Origin of the sequence: Pseudomonas sp. KBN12P06040 (assembly GCF_037574965.1) — a bacterium.
Lineage (GTDB): Bacteria > Pseudomonadota > Gammaproteobacteria > Pseudomonadales > Pseudomonadaceae > Pseudomonas > Pseudomonas aeruginosa.
Genome location: NZ_JBBELS010000001.1, coordinates 2,669,346 through 2,689,961, shown reverse-complemented (window position 1 = coordinate 2,689,961; position 20,616 = coordinate 2,669,346). Strand labels below are relative to the sequence as shown.

General features: G+C 66.2%; 16 protein-coding genes, 1 tRNA gene and 1 pseudogene. 6 read left to right on the top strand and 12 right to left on the bottom strand.

Annotated elements, in window-relative coordinates; all coding sequences use genetic code 11:
- Window positions 1-590 precede the first annotated feature (590 nt).
- Window positions 591-1,619, top strand: coding sequence for an AraC family transcriptional regulator (locus VQ067_RS12865; protein ID WP_019485641.1), 1,029 nt, complete (start codon window positions 591-593; stop codon window positions 1,617-1,619).
- Window positions 1,620-1,634: 15 nt separating this feature from the next.
- Here VQ067_RS12865 and VQ067_RS12860 read toward each other — a convergent pair whose 3' ends face one another.
- From VQ067_RS12860 to vqsR, 3 genes are all read right to left on the bottom strand, one after another.
- Window positions 1,635-2,849 carry an MFS transporter gene (locus tag VQ067_RS12860; protein ID WP_003108786.1) on the bottom strand — a complete coding sequence of 405 codons (1,215 nt, stop codon included), beginning with the start codon at window positions 2,847-2,849 and terminating at the stop codon, window positions 1,635-1,637.
- 10 nt (window positions 2,850-2,859) lie between these two features.
- Entirely contained in the window at window positions 2,860-5,514 is a 2,655-nt protein-coding gene (locus VQ067_RS12855) for a TonB-dependent receptor (protein ID WP_033991711.1), read from the bottom strand.
- A gap of 119 nt (window positions 5,515-5,633) precedes the next feature.
- The gene (gene vqsR / locus VQ067_RS12850) at window positions 5,634-6,440 is read right to left on the bottom strand and encodes a transcriptional regulator VqsR (RefSeq protein ID WP_003130951.1); all 807 of its coding nucleotides are present in this window, start codon (window positions 6,438-6,440) and stop codon (window positions 5,634-5,636) included.
- A gap of 152 nt (window positions 6,441-6,592) precedes the next feature.
- Here vqsR and VQ067_RS12845 point away from each other — a divergent pair.
- Together VQ067_RS12845 and qteE are read left to right on the top strand one after the other, a co-directional pair.
- Window positions 6,593-7,697, top strand: a pseudogene (locus VQ067_RS12845) (polyamine ABC transporter substrate-binding protein).
- A 209-nt stretch (window positions 7,698-7,906) separates the two neighbouring features.
- Complete coding sequence (qteE, locus tag VQ067_RS12840; RefSeq protein WP_003090369.1) at window positions 7,907-8,479, top strand: quorum threshold expression protein QteE; 573 nt, start codon at window positions 7,907-7,909, stop codon at window positions 8,477-8,479.
- Window positions 8,480-8,545: 66 nt separating this feature from the next.
- On the opposite strand, the gene VQ067_RS12835 is transcribed toward qteE, so the two are convergent.
- The 8 genes from VQ067_RS12835 to VQ067_RS12800 all read right to left on the bottom strand — a co-directional run bounded on the left by VQ067_RS12835 (window position 8,546) and on the right by VQ067_RS12800 (window position 17,208).
- Entirely contained in the window at window positions 8,546-9,505 is a 960-nt protein-coding gene (locus VQ067_RS12835) for an aliphatic sulfonate ABC transporter substrate-binding protein (protein WP_033991708.1), read from the bottom strand.
- Between the two features lie 135 nt (window positions 9,506-9,640).
- Window positions 9,641-10,597: an ABC transporter substrate-binding protein gene (locus VQ067_RS12830; protein ID WP_003090373.1), complete on the bottom strand. Its 957-nt coding sequence runs from the start codon at window positions 10,595-10,597 to the stop codon at window positions 9,641-9,643.
- 11 nt (window positions 10,598-10,608) lie between these two features.
- On the bottom strand, window positions 10,609-11,595 hold the full coding sequence (locus VQ067_RS12825; RefSeq protein ID WP_003113358.1) for an aliphatic sulfonate ABC transporter substrate-binding protein: 987 nt from the start codon (window positions 11,593-11,595) through the stop codon (window positions 10,609-10,611).
- A 107-nt stretch (window positions 11,596-11,702) separates the two neighbouring features.
- Complete coding sequence (locus VQ067_RS12820) at window positions 11,703-12,854, bottom strand: acyl-CoA dehydrogenase (RefSeq protein ID WP_033991706.1); 1,152 nt, start codon at window positions 12,852-12,854, stop codon at window positions 11,703-11,705.
- 4 nt (window positions 12,855-12,858) lie between these two features.
- The gene (locus tag VQ067_RS12815) at window positions 12,859-13,941 is read right to left on the bottom strand and encodes an LLM class flavin-dependent oxidoreductase (protein WP_003097607.1); all 1,083 of its coding nucleotides are present in this window, start codon (window positions 13,939-13,941) and stop codon (window positions 12,859-12,861) included.
- 9 nt (window positions 13,942-13,950) lie between these two features.
- A complete protein-coding gene (locus tag VQ067_RS12810; protein WP_003130939.1) occupies window positions 13,951-14,895 on the bottom strand; it encodes an ABC transporter substrate-binding protein in 945 nt (314 codons plus the stop codon).
- A gap of 9 nt (window positions 14,896-14,904) precedes the next feature.
- On the bottom strand, window positions 14,905-15,972 hold the full coding sequence (locus tag VQ067_RS12805) for an LLM class flavin-dependent oxidoreductase (RefSeq protein WP_073660186.1): 1,068 nt from the start codon (window positions 15,970-15,972) through the stop codon (window positions 14,905-14,907).
- 339 nt (window positions 15,973-16,311) lie between these two features.
- The gene (locus tag VQ067_RS12800; protein ID WP_003090383.1) at window positions 16,312-17,208 is read right to left on the bottom strand and encodes a LysR family transcriptional regulator; all 897 of its coding nucleotides are present in this window, start codon (window positions 17,206-17,208) and stop codon (window positions 16,312-16,314) included.
- A gap of 112 nt (window positions 17,209-17,320) precedes the next feature.
- On the opposite strand from VQ067_RS12800, the gene VQ067_RS12795 reads away from it, so the two are divergent.
- Together VQ067_RS12795 and VQ067_RS12790 are read left to right on the top strand one after the other, a co-directional pair.
- Complete coding sequence (locus VQ067_RS12795; RefSeq protein WP_033991704.1) at window positions 17,321-17,926, top strand: 3-mercaptopropionate dioxygenase; 606 nt, start codon at window positions 17,321-17,323, stop codon at window positions 17,924-17,926.
- Entirely contained in the window at window positions 17,923-19,506 is a 1,584-nt protein-coding gene (locus VQ067_RS12790) for a rhodanese-related sulfurtransferase (protein ID WP_340080826.1), read from the top strand. Before VQ067_RS12795 ends, VQ067_RS12790 begins: the two co-directional genes overlap by 4 nt.
- 134 nt (window positions 19,507-19,640) lie before the next feature.
- On the opposite strand, the gene VQ067_RS12785 is transcribed toward VQ067_RS12790, so the two are convergent.
- Window positions 19,641-19,730 (bottom strand) — tRNA-Ser (locus VQ067_RS12785).
- Between the two features lie 129 nt (window positions 19,731-19,859).
- Here VQ067_RS12785 and VQ067_RS12780 point away from each other — a divergent pair.
- Window positions 19,860-20,528: a Bax inhibitor-1/YccA family protein gene (locus tag VQ067_RS12780; protein ID WP_003090386.1), complete on the top strand. Its 669-nt coding sequence runs from the start codon at window positions 19,860-19,862 to the stop codon at window positions 20,526-20,528.
- The last annotated feature ends 88 nt before the right edge of the window (window positions 20,529-20,616 follow it).

Genomic DNA, 20,616 nt, shown 5'->3' with positions numbered 1-20,616 from the left:
CGCGACTTCGCGCGGTCGCGACAGGCCTGCCCGAGACGATGAAAATGTCCATCCTAGCCGCCCCGGACAGCCCACCGACCCTATCAGAAGATCGAGTTGACCCTGCTCGCCGACACCTCGCCGCTCGCTTTTCCTGTCCTCCAGGCCACCGGAAGTCCGGCGCGCCGGGAAGGCAAGCGTGGCCCGGGCACGGCACGCGTGGCCGGAAATCCCCGCTAGCAGCCGCCCGCCGCGGCGCTACGGTTTTCCTTGGCCAGCAGCCTCCCGAGCGCCGGCAAACGGCGATGGCGCTTGAAGCTCACGGCGATCGGCCCGCGCCACCATCGCCCACGACGATCATCCAGGCGCAGCCACCCCGGAGAGAGTGGCCGGGACGGCAGCGTTCGGCCGGGCCACGGCGAGCATGCACGACCGATCGGCACGGCGTCGCGGAGGCGCGGCTATACGCAGACCCCGCTCCTGTCAACCCCTTACGCAAGGTAGTGATTGCCGGAAGCCCAGCGTACGAAAATCAACCGAAACGACATCCGCATGGAATAACGAAGCCCTGACGCCTTCAGGGCGATAGCATCGCGTGCAAGAGGTAACCGATGAGCCCGTCCGAAAACATCCAGTACGATTTCGAGTGGCGACCACTCAACAACTACCTCGCCGTGCAACGCATCACGCCTCCGGACATGCGCCAGGGTTCGGCTGCCGAGCCGCGCCTGCCCAGCGAAGCGCTCTACGAGTGGATCGTGCTGAACGGGCGCTCCCCCCTGGAAGGCCTGAGCCTGGGGGAACACTACCGCCTTTCCGACTATGGCGTCGCCGGGCTGGCGCTGCAGAGTGCCGGCACCGTGGGCGAAGCCTTGCAACTGATCAAGACCAACATGCTGCTGTTCCGCAAGGACATCCGCGGGATCGCGGTGAGACGTTCCAGTTGCGACACCGTGGATGTGGATATCGACCTGCAGGACAAGCCGGACTGGCCGCAGTCGGCCCGGTTGTACCACGCCAACGTCCTGGCGTCGGCCGCCTACGCGGTGTTCCGCGACCTGCTGCTGGGCGATCTGGAACTGGTCCGCCTGCGCCTCCCGGAAAGGAACGGCGACGTGCGGGCATACGAGGAGTATTTCCGGGTGCCGGTGTATTTCGCCGGCGAAGGCATCACCTTCACCCTCCCCGAGGAATTGCTCGAGGCCGAGATCGCCACTGCCAACTCCGCCGTGTTCCAGGCCTCGCTGGCGCTCGGCAGCAAGGCTTTCAACACCCGCGTCACCCGCGAGATGGGCGGCTACCGCCAACGCATCGTGGCACTGCTGGAGGTGCTGCAGGACCGCTACCCGAGCATCGCCTGGGTCGCCCGGCAATTGAAGGTCACCGAGCGGACGCTGCGCCGACGGCTCGCCGACGAGGGCACTAACTACCGGGAAGTGCTCGACCTGGTCCGCCACGACAGGGCGCGCCAACTGCTGCGGGACGAGCGACTGCGCATCGAGGAAGTCGCCGAGAGGCTGGGCTACATGGATACCTCCAGTTTTCGCCACGCCTTCCGCCGCTGGACGGGACAGTGCGCCAACGACTATCGCCAGACCCGCCTCGCCGGCAAGACCGCGCGGCGCCAGGGCGAACGCTAGCCGGCATGATTCCCCTCAGGGCAATTTCTGCGGATAGGGGCGAAAGGCGAACAGGCTGCACGCAGCCAGGGAAAAAGCCGCGAGCAGCACCCATTCGGCCGTCCCGTAGCCTTCGGCGCGGTCGTACAGCCAGCCCAGCAGGTAAGCGCCGAGACTGATCGACAGGGCGAAGGTGAACGGCTGGATCGAACCGTAGATCACACCGAAGCTGCGCAGGCCGAAGTAGCGCATCAACAGGTACTTGGTGGTGCCGCTTTCCCCTCCTCCGCCCAGGCCGACCAGGAACACCGCCAGCCATAGACCGCTCGGTGTGTCGCCCACCAGGAACCAGGCCATGCCGAGCACCGCCGCCAGGGCGAAGGGCAACGCCACCCGCGGCGTCGCCACGCGGTCGAGAAGCCAGCCCATCAGCGGCTGCGACAGCATCATGCCGACCCACAACGCCGACAGCGCGGTGCCCGCCTCGCCCCGGGACAAACCGCGCTCCACCAGCATCGGCACACCATGGGTCATGATCCCGGACATCACGAACACCGCCAGCACCTGGTTGCCCAGCACCAGCCAGAAACTGGCGCTGCGCCAGGCCTGGGGCGCCGTCGATCCGCTCAGCGCGGTTTCCGCTACGGCCGTGCCGGCGGCCACGCCAGCGCCCGGCGCTGGCTCGCGGAACAGCCAGGCCAGCAGCGGCAGCGCCAGGCCCAGTTCGAGCACGCCGTAGACCAGGAAAGCGCCGCGCCAGCCCCACGCTTCGAGGCTCTGGTGGCCGACCAGCAGGCCCAGCGGCCCGCCCACCCCGAAGCCCAGGCCGAGCAGGCCGTAGGCCACGCCCAGGCGTTGGCGGAACCAGAGTCCGAGGATACGTCCGTAAGGCAGGTTGCCTGGCGCCAGCAGGCCGATCAGCAGAAACAGCGCGTAGAGTTGCCAGACGGCATTCACCGCTGCCAGGCCGAGCAGCGGCAGCGACAGGGCCGCGGTCAGCCCGAGCATTGTCCGCCGCGCGCCCCAACGGTCGATCAGCCAGCCCTTGAGCGGGCTGGTGATGGCGACCGCCAGTCCGAACAGCGTCACCAGCAACGACACCTCGGCGCGGTCCCAGGCGTACTCGGCGCTCATCGGTGCGATGAACAGACTGAAGGTGTTCAGCAGGATGCCGGTGGGCCCGAGCATGATCGCCACCACCGACGCCAGCAGCACGCCGCCGCTGGTCGCGGAAAATTCTCGTTGCGCCACGCCTGGCCCTCTAGAAGCGGTAGGCCGCGCGCAGGTAGTAGAAGGCGCCGTTGAAGCCGATCTGCGAGGCATAGGTGTCGTAGCGCAGCACGTCGCCATAGGTGGTGTTCTGCGCGGGCAGCTTGTCCGGACGGACGTCGAACAGGTTGTCGGCGCCGGCGGTCAGCGTCAGGTCAGCGCTGAGCCGGTAGCGCGCGGCGATGTCGGTGATGTACTTCGGGTCGTTGACGAAATGGTTGAATTTCTCCGTCGACCAGGCGTCCGGCCCTACCGTGTAGTCGAGTTCCGAGCTGGTCCGGCCGTAGCGCGTCAGGCGCAGGCTGACCTCCCAGTCCTGGCGGCTCCAGGTGCCGCCGAGGGAAACCTGGCTGCGCGGGGTGGAGCTGGTGATCCAGGCGACCTGCTGGGCATTGAGCAGCGGCTCGCCGTTGGCGCCTCGATGGTTCTTGCGCAAGGTGGTGCGGTTGAAGTTGGCCGACAGTTCCCAGTCGATCTGCCCGTACTCGCCAAGCGCGACGAGGTAGTGACCGGTGATGTCGACACCGCGGGTGCGGGTGTCGGCACCGTTGGCCAGGTAATGGGTACTGACCGTACTGGCGCTGGCCGGCAACGAGATCCCCGCCGCGGCCAGGGCATCGATGGCTTCCTGGCCGGAATAGGTGGCGCTGTCGACGATGCGGTCGCGGATGCTGATCTGGTAGGCGTCGATGTTCAGCCCGACGTTTTCCCAAGGGTTGAGTACCAGGCCAAGGTTGAAGCTGGTCGACTTCTCCGGTTGCAGTTCGTCGGCGCCGAGCATCTTCGCTGCCGGCGAGTTGGCCGCCAGCAGGCCGAGGGCGATGGTCGGACCGACGCTGAGGCCGGTGTAGTGCTCCTGGACCAGGGACGGCGCGCGGAACCCGCTGCTTACGCTGGCGCGCAGCGCCACCCGCGGATCGAACTGGTAACGGGTGGCGAACTTGCCGTTGGTGGTGCTGCCGAAGTCGCTGAATTTCTCGTGGCGCACCGCCACGTCAACCTCCCAGGCTGGGGTCAGGGAGGTACCCAGGTCCAGGTAGGACGCCCAGGCGTGCCGCGACCATTGCCCCTCGCTGAGCGGCGAGAGGCCAGCCAGGGATTCCGCCCCGCCGCTGTAGTAGGACGCCGGGTCGCCGGCGTCGATGCGGTAGGTTTCCCGCCGGTATTCCGCGCCCAGCGACAGCGCCAGCGGGGCGGCGAGGAAATCCAGTTGGAATTCCCGCCCCAGGTCCAGGTTGCTGGTCCATTGGCTGTTGCGGTAGCGCGCCAGGTCGAAGCTTCTCGGGCTGTTGCCGGTTTCACGGTAGATCGCCGCGTTCACCGACTGGGTCATGCCGATATCGGGACGGTCGGCGCCGTAGCCACTGCTCAGGTCCCAGTGCCAGGCATCCAGCAGACGCTCGCCGCGCACCCCGGCGAGGAACGCATAGTCGTCCTCGTCGCTGTTCGGGCGCGGCGTGAAGCCGTCCGGATACAGCGTCGGTGCCACCGAGGCCAGGCGATAGTTGGCCGCCGAGGAGGCCTTGCGCCGGGTATAGGTGCCGAAGCCGTACACCTCGATATCGTCGCCCAACCCGAAACCCGAGTTGAGCGCCAGCGATTGCCGGTGGAACGCGGGATCGCCCATGGAAATGTTGTCGCGCCGACCGGTGCGCTCATCGATGCCGCTGCGCATCGTGCGCTCCTGCTCGCGATATTCGGCGGTGAGGTTGACGAAGCCGCTATCGCCGAAGGCCAGTCCGATGTTCCCCCCGCCGCCATGGGTGAAGCCGTCGCCGTCGCCGGTCTGCCCGACGTCAGCGGCCGCCGACCCGCCGTGGTCGGCGGACTTGAGGATGACGTTGATCACCCCGGCGATGGCGTCCGAACCGTACTGCGCCGAGGCGCCGTCGCGCAGCACCTCGACCCGCTCGATGGCGTTGATCGGGATGGTGTCCAGATCGACGCCGGTGGAGCCCTTCTCCAGCCCCCCGCTGATATTGAGATTGGCCGTTTCGTGGCGACGCTTGCCGTTCACCAGCACCAGCACATGGTTGGGGCTCAGCCCGCGCAGCGACTGCGTGTGGGTCAACGCCGAGGCGTTGAACGGCTGGGCCTGGCGGGTCAGCGAGGGCAGCAGTTTGACCAGTGCATCGCGCAGGTCGACCGCGCCGCTACTACGTAGCTGGGTAGCGCTGACCACGTCGATCGGGCTCAGGCTGTCCTGCGCCTTCACCTCGCTCTTGCGCGTGCCGGTGACCACCACGGTGGACAAGGTCGGTGCCACCGCCGCACCTCGCGTCTCCTGCACAGGCGCCTGTCCGCCGCGCAGGACGAAGGCACCGCTTTCGTCCTGCGCGTATGCCAGCCCGCTGCCGGCCAGGGCACGCCGCAAGGCGTCCTCGACACTGAGCCGGCCGCGGATATCCGGTCCGCGCAACCCCGCCACCAGGCGCTGGTCGAAGGCGATAGGCACGTGTCCCTGGCGCACGATGTTCAACAACACCTCGGCCAGTTCGCCGGGCGCTATGTCGAATACCCGGGGCGCCGTGGCCGCGTCGCGCGGCCCACCGTCGGCGGCCTGCACCTCGCCCTGCAGCGCGCAGGCGAGCCCCACCGCACAGAGCACGGGGGTCAACGAACGAGAGGAAAGACGTACATCGGGCATGGTCGAATCGTCCTGGATGGAATTCGCCCATGAGTGCAATCCGACGCCGGCTTTTTCAGCGTCGGGCAATATGAATTTCGCATAACCTTATGCGCCCGGATTCCTCCGCAGGCGGCGCACTAGCGTGCGTCGGCGAGCCGCGGCGCGGGCGGGTTGATCAACAGCGCGAATATCTCGGAGTGGGACTTCACGTTCAGCTTCGCGTAGATATGCCGGCGATGCACCTTGATGGTGGCGATCGACAGCGTCAGCCGATCCGCTATTTCCTTGTTCGAGTATCCATCCAGCATCAGCCGGATGACATCCGACTCCCGCGCGGTCAGCGGCGATATCAACCCTCTCCAGGGCTGGACTTCCACCTCCGCCGCTGCGATCGGTTTCGCCTCCTCCCTGACCGCATCCTCGAAGTGGATGCGTTTTTTCATCAGCGCGATGACCCACGGGCGAAGCAGCTCGAACAGCGCGATCTGCTCGGCACCGAAGCGGCTCTCGCTGCCCAACGACAGGCATAGGGTTCTTTCACCATCCAGCGGGACGTTATATTGAACTTCGTCCGTCACCACATAATGCGCAAAGTACGCATTGTAATACTCGGTCGTTTCGAAATCTTCGGAGACGATATCCGCAAGATGAAAAAGCCCGCCGCGCCGACAGTTTCTGGATACCTGGTAGAAAGGATCTTGCAGATAGAGTCCGGTTATATATCGACTGATCAGCGGGTCCGGCTCGATTTCTTCTATCTCCTCTTCCATGAAGGAAAGAATCAAGGGGCTGGAGTCGCTGAATATCAGGGCCGCCCAATTGTCGACGGGGGCGAACTGGCCGAGGGTCTGCGCCAGGATCCGCCAGAAGAACGGCCGGTCCAGCGCTTCGAGCAACTTTCCCAGTGACTCGTGCCAGGCGCCGCCGTGCAATGCGATATCCACACAACTACTCCTCTGGGATTAGTCACTCGGCGTTATGTCATGAAGAGTTCCAATGTGCATAATATCGATGCCTTCGAAGATAGCCACAGGTCAGAACTACCAGTTCTGGTAGGTGCAAAAACCAACTTGTTTCGTTTCGGAAAGGAAATCCAATGAAAAAAGTTTGTGCACTGGCGTTATCGATCCTGACGACGATCGGTGCGACAGCGGCGGACAGTGCATGGGCTGCGCAAACCAGCGTCCATCTTTACAACTGGTATGACTTCATCGCCCCGGAAACGCCCAAGGCTTTCCAGAAGGAAAGCCGGCACCCGTGTCGTCCTCGACACCTTCGACAGCGCCGAGACCGCGCAGGGCAAACTGATGGTCGGCCGCTCCGGCTACGACGTGGTGGTGATCACCTCCAACATCCTGCCCGGACTGATCAAGGCAGGCGTCCTCCAGGAACTCGACCGCGATCGGCTCCCCCACTGGAAGAACCTCGACGCGGACATCCTCGGGAAGCTTCAGGCCAACGATCCCGGCAATCGCTATGCCGTACCTTATCTCTGGGGAACCACCGGGATCGCCTACGACGTGGACAAGGTCCGCAAGCTGCTCGGCCCCGACGCGCCGGTCGACTCCTGGGACCTGGTCTTCAAGGAGGAGAATATCTCCCGCCTCAGCCAGTGCGGCGTGGCCACGCTGGACTCCTCCACCGAGCTGGTTTCCATCGCCCTCAACTACCTGGGCCTGCCGCACAACAGCCAGAATCCCGAGGATTACCAGAAAGCCCAGGAACTGTTGCTGAAGGTTCGCCCCTACATTCGCTATTTCGACTCCTCCAGAGTCGACACCGACCTCTCCAACGGCAACGTCTGCGTGGTGGTCGGCTGGCAGGGCACGGCCTACATGGCCCAGGTCAACAACGAACAGGCCGGGAACGGTCGCCATATCGCCTACAGCATTCCCCGGGAAGGCTCGCTGGTCTGGGCCGAGAACATGGTGCTGCTCAAGGATGCACCGCATCCGCAGCAAGGTTATGCGCTGATCGACTACCTGCTGCGTCCGGAGGTCATCGCCAGGACCTCCAACTACGTGGGCTATCCGAATGGCAACCAGGCGGCGCTGCCGCTGGTGGAGCGGAAGCTGCGGGAAAACCCGGCGGTTTACCTGAGCAAGGAAACCATGGCGACCCTCTTCCCGCTGGAAACCCTGCCACTGAAGGTCGAGAGAATCCGTACCCGGGTCTGGAGCCGAGTCAAGACCGGGAGCTGAAACCCGTCCGAGACGCCCCTGGAAGCACGGGAGCGCCCGGAGCCAGAAAAATCCAGCGAGGTCCGCCAGGACCGGCGTTCGCGCCCTTCACCGGGCGAGGCTCTGCCTCGTCCGTCAGGACGCGGCTTGCCGTCTGACCCGCGACCGATCGATAGAGATACCTCTCCCCCTGGGCGGGAAAGCCCCGGGCATGCCTGATGGAGAAAACCATGCTTATCCATTTCTGCCCCAGGCTGCTGACGCCTGCGGGGTTCGACCTGCCGTGCGAGCTGATCGACATCCGCATCAAGGAGTTCGACCTGCACCTGCTTGGCGGGCGCGACGTGGTGGCGCGTCACCCCCTCCCCGACAAGCGCTACCACGTGGCCTGCCGCAAGTCCGGCTGCAAGGCGGTGAATGGCCTGCTGGTGGACGTGGAAAAGCACGTTCCGCTGTTCACCGTGGACACCCGCTGGAGCATCGACGCCGAAGTGGTCCTGCGCCACCGCGTCGAGTACGTGGTGCTCGACGCCGAGCACGACGCGGTGAGCGACTACATGCTGTTGTGGTGCGACGAGGTGCCCAACTACTTCCTCGGCCAGAGCACCCCGGCCATGCAGGTTCCGTTGATGGAACTGATGCGCGGCAATGCGTTGCAGACCGAGCGGCAGGATGTGTTCCGCCTGCCAACGCTGAGGTCCGAACGCCTGCGCCAGGGCAACGCCGATGCCAACCAGCATCTTCCGAGCCGTGAGCAGGCGTTCCACGTCAAGGCCGAGCAGATCAGCTATGGGCTGGCCTGAAGGACGCGCGCCAGCGGCAAGCTACGCTGGCCGCCGGTGCCGCGCATCACAGGGCAGCTGCGTCGCTCAGTGCCGCGGCTGCCATACCTCCACGGCGCGCGTATCCACCGGTTTGGGTAGCAGTCCCTGGGCGTGGAAGGCGTCGGCGATGCGCTGTTGCTCGTCGAGACCATCTGCGCTCACCGGTTGTACGTCGTAGCTGCGCCGCGCATTCGCCTGCTCGACGGTAGCGGCATCGAGATTGCCCCACAGCGGCCCCAGCACCTTGGCCGCGTCGGCCGGGTGGCTCTTGAGCCAGCGCCCGGTGCGCTGCAGTTCGGCGAAGACCTGCTGGAGCACTTCAGGATGTTTCCTGGCGTAGTCGCTGGAGGCGAGGTAGTAGCGCTGGTAGCTGGCCAGGCCCTGGCCGTCGGCCAGTACCCGCGCGCGTTGCTGGCGCTGGGCGCTTGCCACGTAGGGGTCCCAGGTCACCCAGGCGTCGACCTTGCCGTTCTCGAAGGCGGCGCGGCCGTCGGCTGGCGTCAGGTAGGCTGGCTGGATGTCGGAGAACTCAAGCCCGGCGCTGGCCAGCGCGGCGATGAGCAGGTAGTGGCTGCCGGCGGCCTTGGTCACGGCGATGCGCTTGCCCTTCAGCTCGGCCAGGGACTTCAGCGGCGAATGTTCGCCGACCAGTATCGCCTGCGCCGCGGGCGAAGGTGTTTCGCGGGCGAAGTAGGTCAGGCGAGCACCCGCCGCCTGGGCGAACACCGGCACGGTGTCGGCGACGTCGGCGGAGAGATCGATGTTGCCGACATTGAGCGATTCGAGCAACGGCAGGCCGCTGGGGAACTCATGCCAGGACACCCGGATGCCCTGCCTGGCCAACTCGTGCTCGAAGGTGCCCTGGCTGCGGATCAGGGTCAGCAGAGTCGAGGATTTCTGGAAGCCGATGCGCAGGACCTCCTCGGCCTGTGCGCCACCAATGCCCGACAGGACGACGGAAGTGGCAAACACGATGGCCAAGCGACGCAGGAACGGACGAGACATGCGATGACTCCTGGGATAGGTGCGAGCGCCCGCAGGGACGGGAGTTCCAGCTGCCGGCGACGGAACGGATAGATTATTGGAATAAAAAACAATCGATAAATAACTTATAGTTATCAATTAATGCCCGGGCAGCGCCTACCGGATATCCGCATCCGACGCCTGCCTGACCGCAAAGCCGCTGGCGAAGGTCGGCCGCACATCGAGGCGCTGCGGAATCAATCCATGGGCCTGGTAGAAATCGGCGGTCTCCTGCTGCTGGCCGAGCGTTCGCTCATCCAGCGCCTGCCAACGCAAGCGCCGGCGTTCGAACTGCAAGCGCGCGGCGTCCTCGGGGAAGCCGATGATCTGCGCCAGGCTTCGCGAATACTCGTCCAGGTGCAGGTACGCCCAGCGCTGGGCGCTGGCCAGGCGTTGCAGGTAGTCCTGCAGCACGGCGCGTTTCGCCGGGTCGGCCAGTGCGCTATCGGTAGCAGCGAGGAAGCTGTTGCCAGCCCACAGGCCGCGACCGTCGACCAGTACCCGAGCCTTGTCGGCGGTCTCCGCGAACGCGGTGTAGGGCTCCCAGGTCGCCCAGGCATCCACGGAACCATTGGCGAGGGCCATTTTCGCGTCCACCGGGCCGAGGAAGCGGAACTCGACGTCCTTCTCGCCCAGCCCGACCGAGGCCAAGGCCTTGAGCGCGACGAAGTGGCCGATGGAACCGCGCCCGGTGGCAATGCGCTGGCCTTTCAGGTCGTTGGCCGAGCGCAACGGCGAATCCCCTCTCACCAGCACGGCGGTACCGTAGGGATCGGATTTGTCGACGGCGATGGCCTTCAGCCGGGCACCGGCGGCCAGGGCGAAGAGCAATGGCGCGTCGCCGATGATGCCGGCATCCACCGCACCGGCATTGAGTGCTTCGGCGAGGGGGGCGGCGGCGGGGAATTCGAACCAGCGGATGTCGTAGGTCAGGTTGTCCAGCGCGCCGGCAGCCTCCAACTGGGCGCGCATGTTGCCCTTCTGGTCGGCCAGGCGCAGGGTCACGCGCTCGTCGGCACAGGCCTGGCCGACGAGCAGGCAGAGAAGCAGGAACAGGCTCAGGGTCTGACGCATTCCGTAACTCCTCAACGCTGGCCGACGCGGAGGTCGGCGGGCAACTGGCGGGCCACTTCGGCGGCACCAGCGGACAGGCTGAAGTCGAACGCCGGGGCGACCTCCAGCGACTTCGGCAGCACGCCTTCGGCATGGAAGAAATCGGCGGCGGTCTGCAGGGTGGCGGCAACCTCCGGACCGAAGACCACAGGACTGATGCGCGCCTCGCCAACCCAGCGCCGAGTGACTTCGCGCGGCATGTTCAGATCCTTGGCCAGGGCCTCGGCGAACGCCTCCGGGTGCCTCAGGGCCCAGGCCTGGGCACGCGCCAGGCGGGTCAGCAGGTCGCTGATCGCGGCCTTCTTGCGGGCGATCGCAGCGTCGCTGGCCAGGGCATAGGAGTAGCCGGTCATGATCCCGGCACCGTTGTCGATGACCCGCGCCTGATCGAGCAGCACGGCGCTGGAGGTATAGGGCTCCCAGGGCACCCAGGCGTCTACCGAGCCACGCACCAGGGCGGCGCGGCCGTCCACCGGACCAAGGAAGGAAAAGCTTACGTCCTGCGGTCCGAGGCCGGCGCGACGCAACGCGCCAAGGGCGAGGAAATGCCCCCAGCCGCCGCGATTGACGGCAATGCGCTTGCCCTTGAGGCCGGCCACCGAACGGATCGGCGAGTCCTTGCCGACCACCAGCGCCACGGTCGCCGGGTTGAAGTGCCAGGCGCCCACCGCCTTGAGCGGCGCGCCGGCAGCGTAGACGAAGAGGAACGGGATGTCGCCGGTAAAGCCTATGTCCAGGGCCCCGGCGTTGAGCGCCTCGAGCACCGGCGCACCGGAGGGGAACGCCGACATTTCCAGCTTGTACGGCAGGTCGTCGAGCTCGCCGGACGCGCGCAGGGCGGCGTAGCGGTCGCCCTTCACATCGCCCAGGCGCAGGCTGATGAGGTCGGCGGCGCTGGCGGCTCCAGCCAGCAGGGTCGCGGCCAGCAGGCCGGCAAGCACACACAGGGGTCGTTTCATGGGCAATCTCCAGGCAGCTCCGCACGGAGCCGGGGCTATCCTGGGCTATCCGTTCCGCCGGTGCGGTCGCCGACAAGGCCAGGGTCGAGAATCGTGGGAGGTACGTTTCAAAGACTCAGCGCCGCCCTCCCCGCCGCGCTCCAGACGCTATCTTTCTGTGGCGTGTGGACACGTCCGCAAAGCACGTCGCGGTAGTGCCGCTGTAGCGGATTGTGCCGGCTGAGGCCGTGGTTGCCGCTCAGTTCCAGGGCCTTCTCGACCACCGCCAACGCGTTGTCGATGACCGCGACCTTGAGCAGCCCGGAGTCGCTGGCGGGCAACTGTCCGCAGCACGCGGCATCGAGCAGCAGGCGGTTCTGCAGGAGCAGGCCGTCGATCCCGCCGAGCGCCTCCTGCATCCTCGGCAGGCTCGCCAACGGCGCGCCGAGACTGGCCGGCACGCGCTCGCGCAGCCAGCCGACGAGCCACTCGCGGGCGCTCCCGGCGATACCGTCGTAGAGCGCGCCAAGCAATACCGCGCTAGCCTGGGCGAAGTCGCGCAGCACGGCCTGGTCCGGCGCCGGAGGCTGGTCGTGGGGATGCAGGCCGATGGCGTTTTCCAGAGGCACCGCCACCTCTTCGAAGAGCACCTCGTGGCTGCCGCTGGCGCGCATGCCCAGATGGTCCCAGCTCTCCACGATACGGATGCCTGGGCTGTCGCGGCGCACCAGCCAGGTACCCACGCGGGGGATCGGCTCGTCGCTGCGCGCCCATACCGCCAGCCAGGTCAGGCCGGGAATGCCGGTGGTGTAGAGCTTGTGCCCGGACAGCTGCCAGCCGTCGCCGACACGCCGCGCCAGCGTATCCGGCAGACCGCCGCGTGACGGCGAACCCAGCTCGGGCTCCACGCGCAGGCTATTGATCAACGCCCCCTGCTCCAGCACCTCGCGCGCCACGCGCCGCTTGAGCGCGCCGGGCCAATCGGGGTTATCGGCCAGGCGCCGCAAATGCAGGTACTGCATGCACAGCACCAGGGCCGTGGAGGGTTCGCCGCGAGCCACCGCGCCGATTACCCGGCGCAGCTCGCCGAGGCTGGCGCCGGGACCGCCGAGCGCAGGCGGCAAGGCCAGGGCGAGCAGTCCGTGGTGTCGCAGCAGGGCCAGGTTGGCATGGGGAAAATCTCCGCTGCGGTCATGGGCATCGGCGCTTTCCGCCAGTTGCCGGGTCAGTTCCGGCAGCCATTCGTCGAACGCCGCCGAGGGAGTCTGCAGGACGGCCATGGGATCAGGCCGTGGCGCGCCGGCGCTCGCGCTCGGCGACTTTGGCGCGGGTCAGCGGGATCAGCTCGCGGCCATATTCCACGGCATCGGCGAGGGGATCGAAACCGCGAATGAGGATATTGCGCACGCCCAGGTCGTAGTAGGCGAGCAGCGCGTCGGCCACCTGTTCCGCGGTACCGACCAGGGCGGTGGAGTTGTGCCCGCCACCGACCAGCCTGGCGATTCCGGTCCAAAGGCGCTCGTCGAGGCGCTCGCCCTGCTCCACCGCCTTGAGCAGACGCTGGGCGCCGACGCTCTGCGGCTTGCCCTTGGGGAAGCCGGCCTCGCCCAGGCGCGCGCCGGCGCTTGCGCGTATCGCCTCGGCCTTGGCCCAGGCCTCGTCCTCCGTGCGCCCGAGGATGGGCCGGAACGACAGGCTGAATTCCACTTCGCGACCATTCGAGCGCGCCTGTTCGCGCACAGCGGAGATGGTTTCGGCGGCCTGTGCCAGGGGTTCGCCCCAGAGCATGAACACATCGGCCTGCTTGCCGGCGACCTTCAGCGCGGCTTCCGAGGAGCCGCCGAAATACACCGGAATGTGCGGTTTCTGCTGCGGACGGATGGCCGAGAAGGCGTGCTCCACGCGGTAGTGCGCGCCGTGGAAATCGAAGGGTTCGGTGCTGGTCCAGGTGCGCTTGAGCAGTTCGATGAATTCGTCGCTGCGGGCATAGCGCTGGTCGTGGTCGAGATAATCGCCGTCCTTGCGCTGGTCGGCGTCGCTGCCGCCGCTGATGATATGCACCGCCAGGCGCCCGTCGAGGAGGTGTTCGAGGGTCGCCAGCTTGCGCGCGGCCAGGGTCGGGGCGACGAAACCGGGGCGGTGCGCCAGCAGCAGACCGATCCGGGAAGTGGCCAGGCCAGCGGCGGCGGCCACCAGGAATCCATCCGGCTGGTCCGACCAGTAGCCGACCAGGATTCGATCGAAGCCGGCCTCTTCGTGGGCGCGTGCGAAAGCGGCGATGTAAGGCTTGTCGAGGATAGGTCCGACCGGCGCGAGGGTCTCCGAGGCCAGGCGATGGCCGATCATGCCGAGAAACTGGATGCTCATGGTCCGTACTCAGTGGAAGGCTTCGTTGAAGGACGTGTCGATCACCGTGGAAGTGTCGAACGGCTTGGGCAAGGCACCGGTCTGCAGCAGGAAATCCGCGGTCTCCTGGTAGTCGGTGGCGGCCTGGGCGTCTACCGGGCCGACGCTCATGCCGGCCTGGCCGATCCAATGGCGGGAGACTGCCCGGTCGAGATTGGCCTTCTGCGCCCAGAGGTCGGCGTACTGCTCCTTGTGTGCCTCGACCCAGGCCCGTGCCTTGCGCAGGCGGCCGAGGAAGTCGGCGATCTGCGCGCGCCTGGGCTCGATGGAAGCAGCGTTGGCGGCGATGCTGGACAGCCCCGGCATCAGGTCGCGGGCGGTGAGAATCGGCCGTGCGCCGGAAACCACGATCTGCTGCGAGATATACGGCTCCCACACCGGAAAGGCATCGATGCTGCCGCGCGGCAAGGCGGCGGCGGCGTCGATCGGCATCAGCTTGACGAACTCCACGTAGTCCTTCGGCAAGCCGGCTTTCTCCAGCGCGCGCAAGGTCAGTTGCTGGCTCCAGGCACCGGGCCAGTAGGCGACTTTCCTGCCCTTGAGATCGGCAATGCTGCGCACCGGAGAATCCTTCGGCACCAGCAGGGCTATGGTATCGAGGTTCTGCCGCGAGACGCCGACCAGCTTCACCGGCGCACCCTTGGCGGCGAGGAAGATGAAGCCCGAGTCGCCGAGGAAACCCAGGTCCAGCGCTCCGGCCTGCAACCCTTCGGCCACCGGCGCGGCGGACTGGAAATGCTTCCATTCGACCTGGTAAGGCGCGCCTTCGAGAACTCCCGAGGCCTCCATTGAAGCCCGCACGTTGTAGTAGTTCTGGTCGCCCACACGCAACGTCGGCAGGTCTGCGGCCTGGGCCAGGGAGGCACCGAGCAGAAGCGTGGCGAAGCTGGTTAACAGGTATTGCTTGAGTTTCATCGGAGCTCCTCAACCGGCGTGCCGCAACAGCGGCAGGCGGGCGATATGGTCATGTATGGCGGGAATCAGGCCCTGGCCGTAGCGCACGGCGTCGCCGAGCGGATCGAAGCCTCGAATCAGGAAGGTCGAGACGCCCAGCCGGTAGTACTCGCCAAGCGCAGCGGCAACCTGCTCGGGGGTGCCTACCAGGGCGGTGGAGTTCCAGCGCGCCCCGGTCAGCCGGGCCACGCCGGTCCACAAACGGCTGTCGAGCACCTCGCCCTGCTCGGCGGCGGCCAGCAGGCGCTGCGAACCGACGTTCTGCGGCTGGTGGTCGCGCAGCGGCAGACCGAGGCGCGCACGGTTCTCGCGGACCTGTTCGAGCACCTCGGCGGCACGCTTCCAGGCGGCCTCCTCGGTATCCGCGACGATCGGCCGGAATGACACCGAGAAGCGCGGATCGCGTCCCTGGGCCTTGGCGGCGGCGCGCACTCGGCGGATATGCCCGTCGACCGCGGCCAGCGGCTCGCCCCAGAGCATGTAGGTGTCGGCGTGCCTGGCGGCGACCTCGATGGCTGCGTCGGAGGAGCCACTGAAATAGATCGGTATGTGCGGCGACTGGCGCGGGCGCACCGCTGGCGAGGCGCCCTGGAAGCGGTAGAACTCGCCGTCGAAATCCACCGGTCCCGTGGCGGTCCAGATAGCACGCAGGGCTTGCAGGTATTCATCGGTACGGGCGTAGCGGCGGTCATGGTCGAGGTAGTCGCCATCGCGCGCGAGGTCCTCGTCGTTACCACCACTGACTACGTTCAGGGCCAGGCGGCCCTCGCTGAACTGATCCAGGGTGGCCAGTTGGCGTGCCGCCAGCGGCGCTGCGATCACCCCCGGGCGATAGGCCAGGAGAACGCCAAGGCGCCGGGTGGCAGCGGCGACGAAGGAACTGACCACCGTGCCCTCGGCGGCATTGCTGAAATACCCCACCAGCACCCGGTCGAAGCCGGCGTCCTCATGGGCCTGGGCGAAACGCCGGACGAAACCGGCGTCCACAGCCTCCCCCAACGGCTGGTCCACCTCGGAACTCGGTGTGGCGGTGATCATGCCGAGAATTTCCACGCTCACGCTGTTGCCCTCGCCTGGGCCGCTCGACTGATAAGGTTGGCGGCTGTCGTTATAAGAAAAACATCTGCATGGGTGCTTTTCTTAGAAGCTACAGGCTGAAACTACATGATGGAAATTCATTTTTGTCATATCTTAATATGCTAAACACGCATATTTAGCTTTTCCGTCTTTGCGTTTCCCAAGGCGGACACTATGCGTAGCCGCCCTCGCTCCCTCTTCCCTCTGAAGCGAAAAGGGGCTCGCAGGGGAATGTTGATCCCGACTGCAGCCCCTTCTCATTCACGCTCCCGTCTCCCGGGGATCTCCCAGCGCCGCTACTCAACCGGCTTGCATATCCAACCCCTCGGCCACCGCCCTGCCGAACAGCCGTGCCGGCGTCTCCAGATTGCCCAGCAGGCGCGGACGCACCAGCCAGAGCTGGATCAGCGGCTGGAAATCCTCCAATTGCAGCACCTGCAACTGATCGCGGTAGCGGCTACGCGCCAGGGCCGGCGCCGGCACCAGGCCGAGACCCCGGCCCGCGGCGACCAGGCCCAGTTGCAGCTCGCTGCCGAAAGTCTCGAGGTTCAGTTGCAGGCCCAGGCCCTGATCGGCCAGGGCCCGTTGCAGGCCGGCACGGAAGCCGCAGCCATCGGGGTTGAGCACCCAGCCATGGTGGTAGCAATCGAGCAGGCGTCGCGCCTGGATGGCACTGTCGCGGGCGACCACCACGCAGAGTTCCATGCGCCCTAGGGGCGTGGCGCCGAGTTCTTCGGGGAACACCTTGCTTGGCGGAAACAACACCACTGCCGCGTCCAGTTCGGCATTCTCCAGGCGCGCCAGCAAATGGCTGCCCCAGCCAGTGCCGACCTGCGCGCGCAGCTCCGGGTACTCGTCGGCCAGCCGCCGAAGGGCATCCAGCAACACCACCTCGCCGATACTCTGCGGCACGCCCAGGCGCAGCACGCCACTTGGTGTGGCGTCGCCGGCCACCAGTTCGCGCAGGCCATCCACCTCGCGCAGCACCCGCCGGCACTGTTCGTAGACCCGCAGTCCGCTGGCGGTGGGTTTGAGCGGCTTGGTATTGCGGTCCAGCAATGCCACTCCGAGGGACTCCTCCAGGCTCTGTACCCGCCGGGTGATCGCAGACTGGGTCAGGCCCAGGCTCTCGGCGGCCTGGCTCAGGGAAGCGTTGCGGATCACCGCGACGAAGGCGTCGATGTCATCGATTTTCATGGGGCCGGCACCAATTGCATTTCTCGCATATTAGCTTAGATTCAAAATGCATTTCAGGAATAAAAAAGCGTTTGCTACCGTACCGCCAGAACTTCCCGGAGTGAATCCCCGCATGTCATCCATCCTGCGCCTCGACCGCCTGCGCCAGTTCATCGGCGAGCTGGCGACACTGCTCGACAGCCGTCCCGACGAATCCACCCTGCTCACCCAAGCCTCCCCCCTGCTGGCCGAGCTGGTGCGCCAGGACGACTGGCTGCCGGAAGACTGCGCCCGCCCCGATCCACAGCGCTACCAACAGTACCTGCTGCATGTCGACTCACGGCAGCGCTTCTCGGTGGTCAGCTTCGTCTGGGGGCCGGGCCAGATCACACCGGTACACGATCATCGGGTCTGGGGCCTGATCGGCATGCTCCGCGGGGCCGAATACTCGCAGCCGTACGCCTTCGATGCGGGGGGGCGTCCGCATCCCAGCGGAGCCCGTCGACGCCTGGAGCCCGGCGAGGTCGAAGCGCTGTCGCCACGCATTGGCGACGTGCACCAGGTGAGCAACGCCTTCAGCGACCGCACATCCATCAGTATCCACGTCTACGGCGCCAATATCGGTGCGGTACGGCGTGCCGTGTTCAGCGCCGAAGGTGAGGAAAAACCCTTCATTTCCGGCTATTCCAACAGCCGCTTGCCCAATATCTGGGACCTGTCGAAAGAGAACCCCGCATGAGCCAGATCGCCGTACGCACCTTCCACGATATCCGCGCCGCTCTCCTCGCCCGCCGGGAGCTGGCGCTGCGCGACCTGCGCGAAGAGGACCCGTTCGCCCAGGCCCATCCCCTGTTCGCCGCCAACCTGCCGCTGTCCAGGCTGGAACTGGAGATCCATGCCCGGGTGCCGCGCCGCGACACGCCGATTACCGTCTACGACGACGGCGAAGGCCTGGCGCCGGTCGCCGCGCAACGCCTCCTCGACCTCGGCTACAGCGACGTGGCCTTGCTCGATGGCGGCCTGTCCGGTTGGCGCAACACCGGCGGCGAGCTGTTCAGGGATGTGAACGTGCCGAGCAAGGCCTTCGGCGAACTGGTGGAGGCCGAGCGCCACACGCCATCGCTGGCCGCGGAGGAAGTACAGACTTTGCTCGACGCCAGGGCCGACGCGGTGATCCTGGATGCCCGTCGTTTCGACGAATACCAGACCATGAGTATCCCCGGCGGCATCAGCGTGCCCGGCGCCGAACTGGTGCTGCGCGTCGCCGAACTGGCGCCGGACCCGCGCACCCGGGTGATAGTCAACTGTGCCGGGCGCACTCGTAGCATCATCGGTACCCAGTCGCTGCTCAACGCCGGCATCCCCAACCCGGTGGCGGCATTACGCAACGGCACCATCGGCTGGACGCTGGCCGGTCAGCAACTGGAACACGGCCAGACGCGACGCTTCGGTGCGATCTCGCAGGACACTCGCAAGGCCGCCGCCCAGCGCGCCCGTGCCGTCGCCGACCGCGCCGGCGTCGAACGCCTCGACCTGGCCGGTCTGGCCCAATGGCAGGACGAGCACGACCGCACCACCTACCTGCTCGACGTACGCACGCCCGAGGAATACGAAGCCGGTCACCTGCCTGGCTCCCGCTCCACGCCCGGTGGCCAGCTGGTTCAGGAAACCGACCATGTCGCCAGCGTGCGCGGCGCGCGCCTGGTACTGGTGGACGACGATGGCGTACGCGCCAACATGAGCGCCTCCTGGCTGGCCCAGATGGGCTGGCAGGTCGCGGTACTGGACGGACTCTCCGACGCCGACTTCAGCGAGAGGGGCGCCTGGAGCGCGCCGCTGCCGGGGCAACCCCGGGCCGACACCATCGACCCGACCACCCTCGCCGCCTGGCTGGGCGAACCGGGCACCCGGGTGCTCGACTTCACCGCCAGCGCCAACTATGCGAAACGCCACATCCCCGGCGCCGCCTGGGTATTGCGCAGCCAGTTGAAGCAGGCACTGGAACGGCTGGGCACGGCCGAGCGCTACGTACTCACCTGCGGCAGCAGCCTGCTGGCGCGCTTCGCCGTGGCGGAAGTCCAGGCACTCAGCGGCAAGCCGGTGTTCCTTCTCGACGGCGGCACCAACGCCTGGGTCGCCGCGGGCCTGCCGACGGAAGACGGCGAAAGCCTGTTGGCGTCGCCGCGCATCGACCGCTACCGCCGCCCCTACGAAGGTACCGACAATCCGCGCGAAGCGATGCAGGGCTACCTGGACTGGGAGTTCGGCCTGGTGGAGCAACTCGGTCGCGACGGAACCCACGGCTTCTTCGTGATCTGAAGCCATTACCCGACGAAATCGGAGAGTCATCGAATCGACGCCGGGCAGGCTGCGGAAACGATCCGGAAGTGCGGAAGAGCAGCGCCCCGAAAATGCAAAAGCCCCGCTCAGCGGTGCTTTTCAGTACGCGAATATGGCGGAGGCGGTGAGATTCGAACTCACGGAAGAGTCTCCCCTTCGACGGTTTTCAAGACCGTTGCCTTAAACCACTCGGCCACACCTCCGCATCGCGGGGCGCCATAGTACCGGATAGCAACACACTGTCAAACTCTATCGATTGGCCCTGGCAGAGGCTTTGCTATCATGCCCATCAGTACGTCATGGACCCGTTCCCGTTAAGGAGTACCCACACCATGCAAGAACAGCAATATCAGCTGAACTCCGCCGTCGCGGAACAGCGTGAAGTCAGCGGCGTTCTGCGCAATACCTACGGCCTGCTGGCACTCACCCTGGCCTTCAGCGGCCTGGTGGCCTACGTTTCGCAGCAGATGCGCCTGCCCTATCCGAACGTGTTCGTGGTGCTGATCGGCTTCTACGGCCTGTTCTTCCTCACCGTGAAGCTGCGCAACAGCGCCTGGGGCCTGGTCAGCACTTTCGCCCTGACCGGCTTCATGGGCTACACGCTCGGCCCGATCCTCAACATGTACCTCGGCCTGCCCAACGGCGGCAGCGTCATCACTTCGGCGTTCGCCATGACCGCCCTGGTGTTCTTCGGCCTGTCCGCCTATGTGCTGACCACCCGCAAGGACATGAGCTTCCTGTCCGGCTTCATCACCGCCGGCTTCTTCGTCCTGCTGGGCGCCGTGCTGGTATCGCTGTTCTTCCAGATCAGTGGCCTGCAACTGGCGATCAGCGCCGGCTTCGTCCTGTTCTCCTCGGCGATGATCCTCTACCAGACCAGCGCGATCATCCACGGCGGCGAACGCAACTACATCATGGCCACCATCAGCCTGTACGTGTCGATCTACAACCTGTTCATCAGCCTGTTGCAGATCTTCGGCATCGCTGGCGGCGACGACTGATAGAAAGCGCCTCCGGAAAAGCCCGTCCCCGCGACGGGCTTTTTCATTTGCGGACCGGCAAAACACAGGCATTGGTTTATCATTCGAA

Bases quoted from the DNA above. Each gene is read 5' to 3' on its own strand.
- VQ067_RS12815 (WP_003097607.1), bottom strand. From the start codon at position 13,941: ATGAGCATCCAGTTTCTCGGCATGATCGGCCATCGCCTGGCCTCGGAG.
- VQ067_RS12835 (WP_033991708.1), bottom strand. From the start codon at position 9,505: ATGTCTCGTCCGTTCCTGCGTCGCTTGGCCATCGTGTTTGCCACTTCC.
- VQ067_RS12790 (WP_340080826.1), top strand. From the start codon at position 17,923: ATGAGCCAGATCGCCGTACGCACCTTCCACGATATCCGCGCCGCTCTC.
- VQ067_RS12805 (WP_073660186.1), bottom strand. From the start codon at position 15,972: ATGATCACCGCCACACCGAGTTCCGAGGTGGACCAGCCGTTGGGGGAG.
- VQ067_RS12865 (WP_019485641.1), top strand. From the start codon at position 591: ATGAGCCCGTCCGAAAACATCCAGTACGATTTCGAGTGGCGACCACTC.
- VQ067_RS12800 (WP_003090383.1), bottom strand. From the start codon at position 17,208: ATGAAAATCGATGACATCGACGCCTTCGTCGCGGTGATCCGCAACGCT.
- qteE (WP_003090369.1), top strand. From the start codon at position 7,907: ATGCTTATCCATTTCTGCCCCAGGCTGCTGACGCCTGCGGGGTTCGAC.
- VQ067_RS12820 (WP_033991706.1), bottom strand. From the start codon at position 12,854: ATGGCCGTCCTGCAGACTCCCTCGGCGGCGTTCGACGAATGGCTGCCG.
- VQ067_RS12810 (WP_003130939.1), bottom strand. From the start codon at position 14,895: ATGAAACTCAAGCAATACCTGTTAACCAGCTTCGCCACGCTTCTGCTC.
- VQ067_RS12795 (WP_033991704.1), top strand. From the start codon at position 17,321: ATGTCATCCATCCTGCGCCTCGACCGCCTGCGCCAGTTCATCGGCGAG.
- VQ067_RS12825 (WP_003113358.1), bottom strand. From the start codon at position 11,595: ATGAAACGACCCCTGTGTGTGCTTGCCGGCCTGCTGGCCGCGACCCTG.
- VQ067_RS12830 (WP_003090373.1), bottom strand. From the start codon at position 10,597: ATGCGTCAGACCCTGAGCCTGTTCCTGCTTCTCTGCCTGCTCGTCGGC.
- VQ067_RS12855 (WP_033991711.1), bottom strand. From the start codon at position 5,514: ATGCCCGATGTACGTCTTTCCTCTCGTTCGTTGACCCCCGTGCTCTGT.
- VQ067_RS12780 (WP_003090386.1), top strand. From the start codon at position 19,860: ATGCAAGAACAGCAATATCAGCTGAACTCCGCCGTCGCGGAACAGCGT.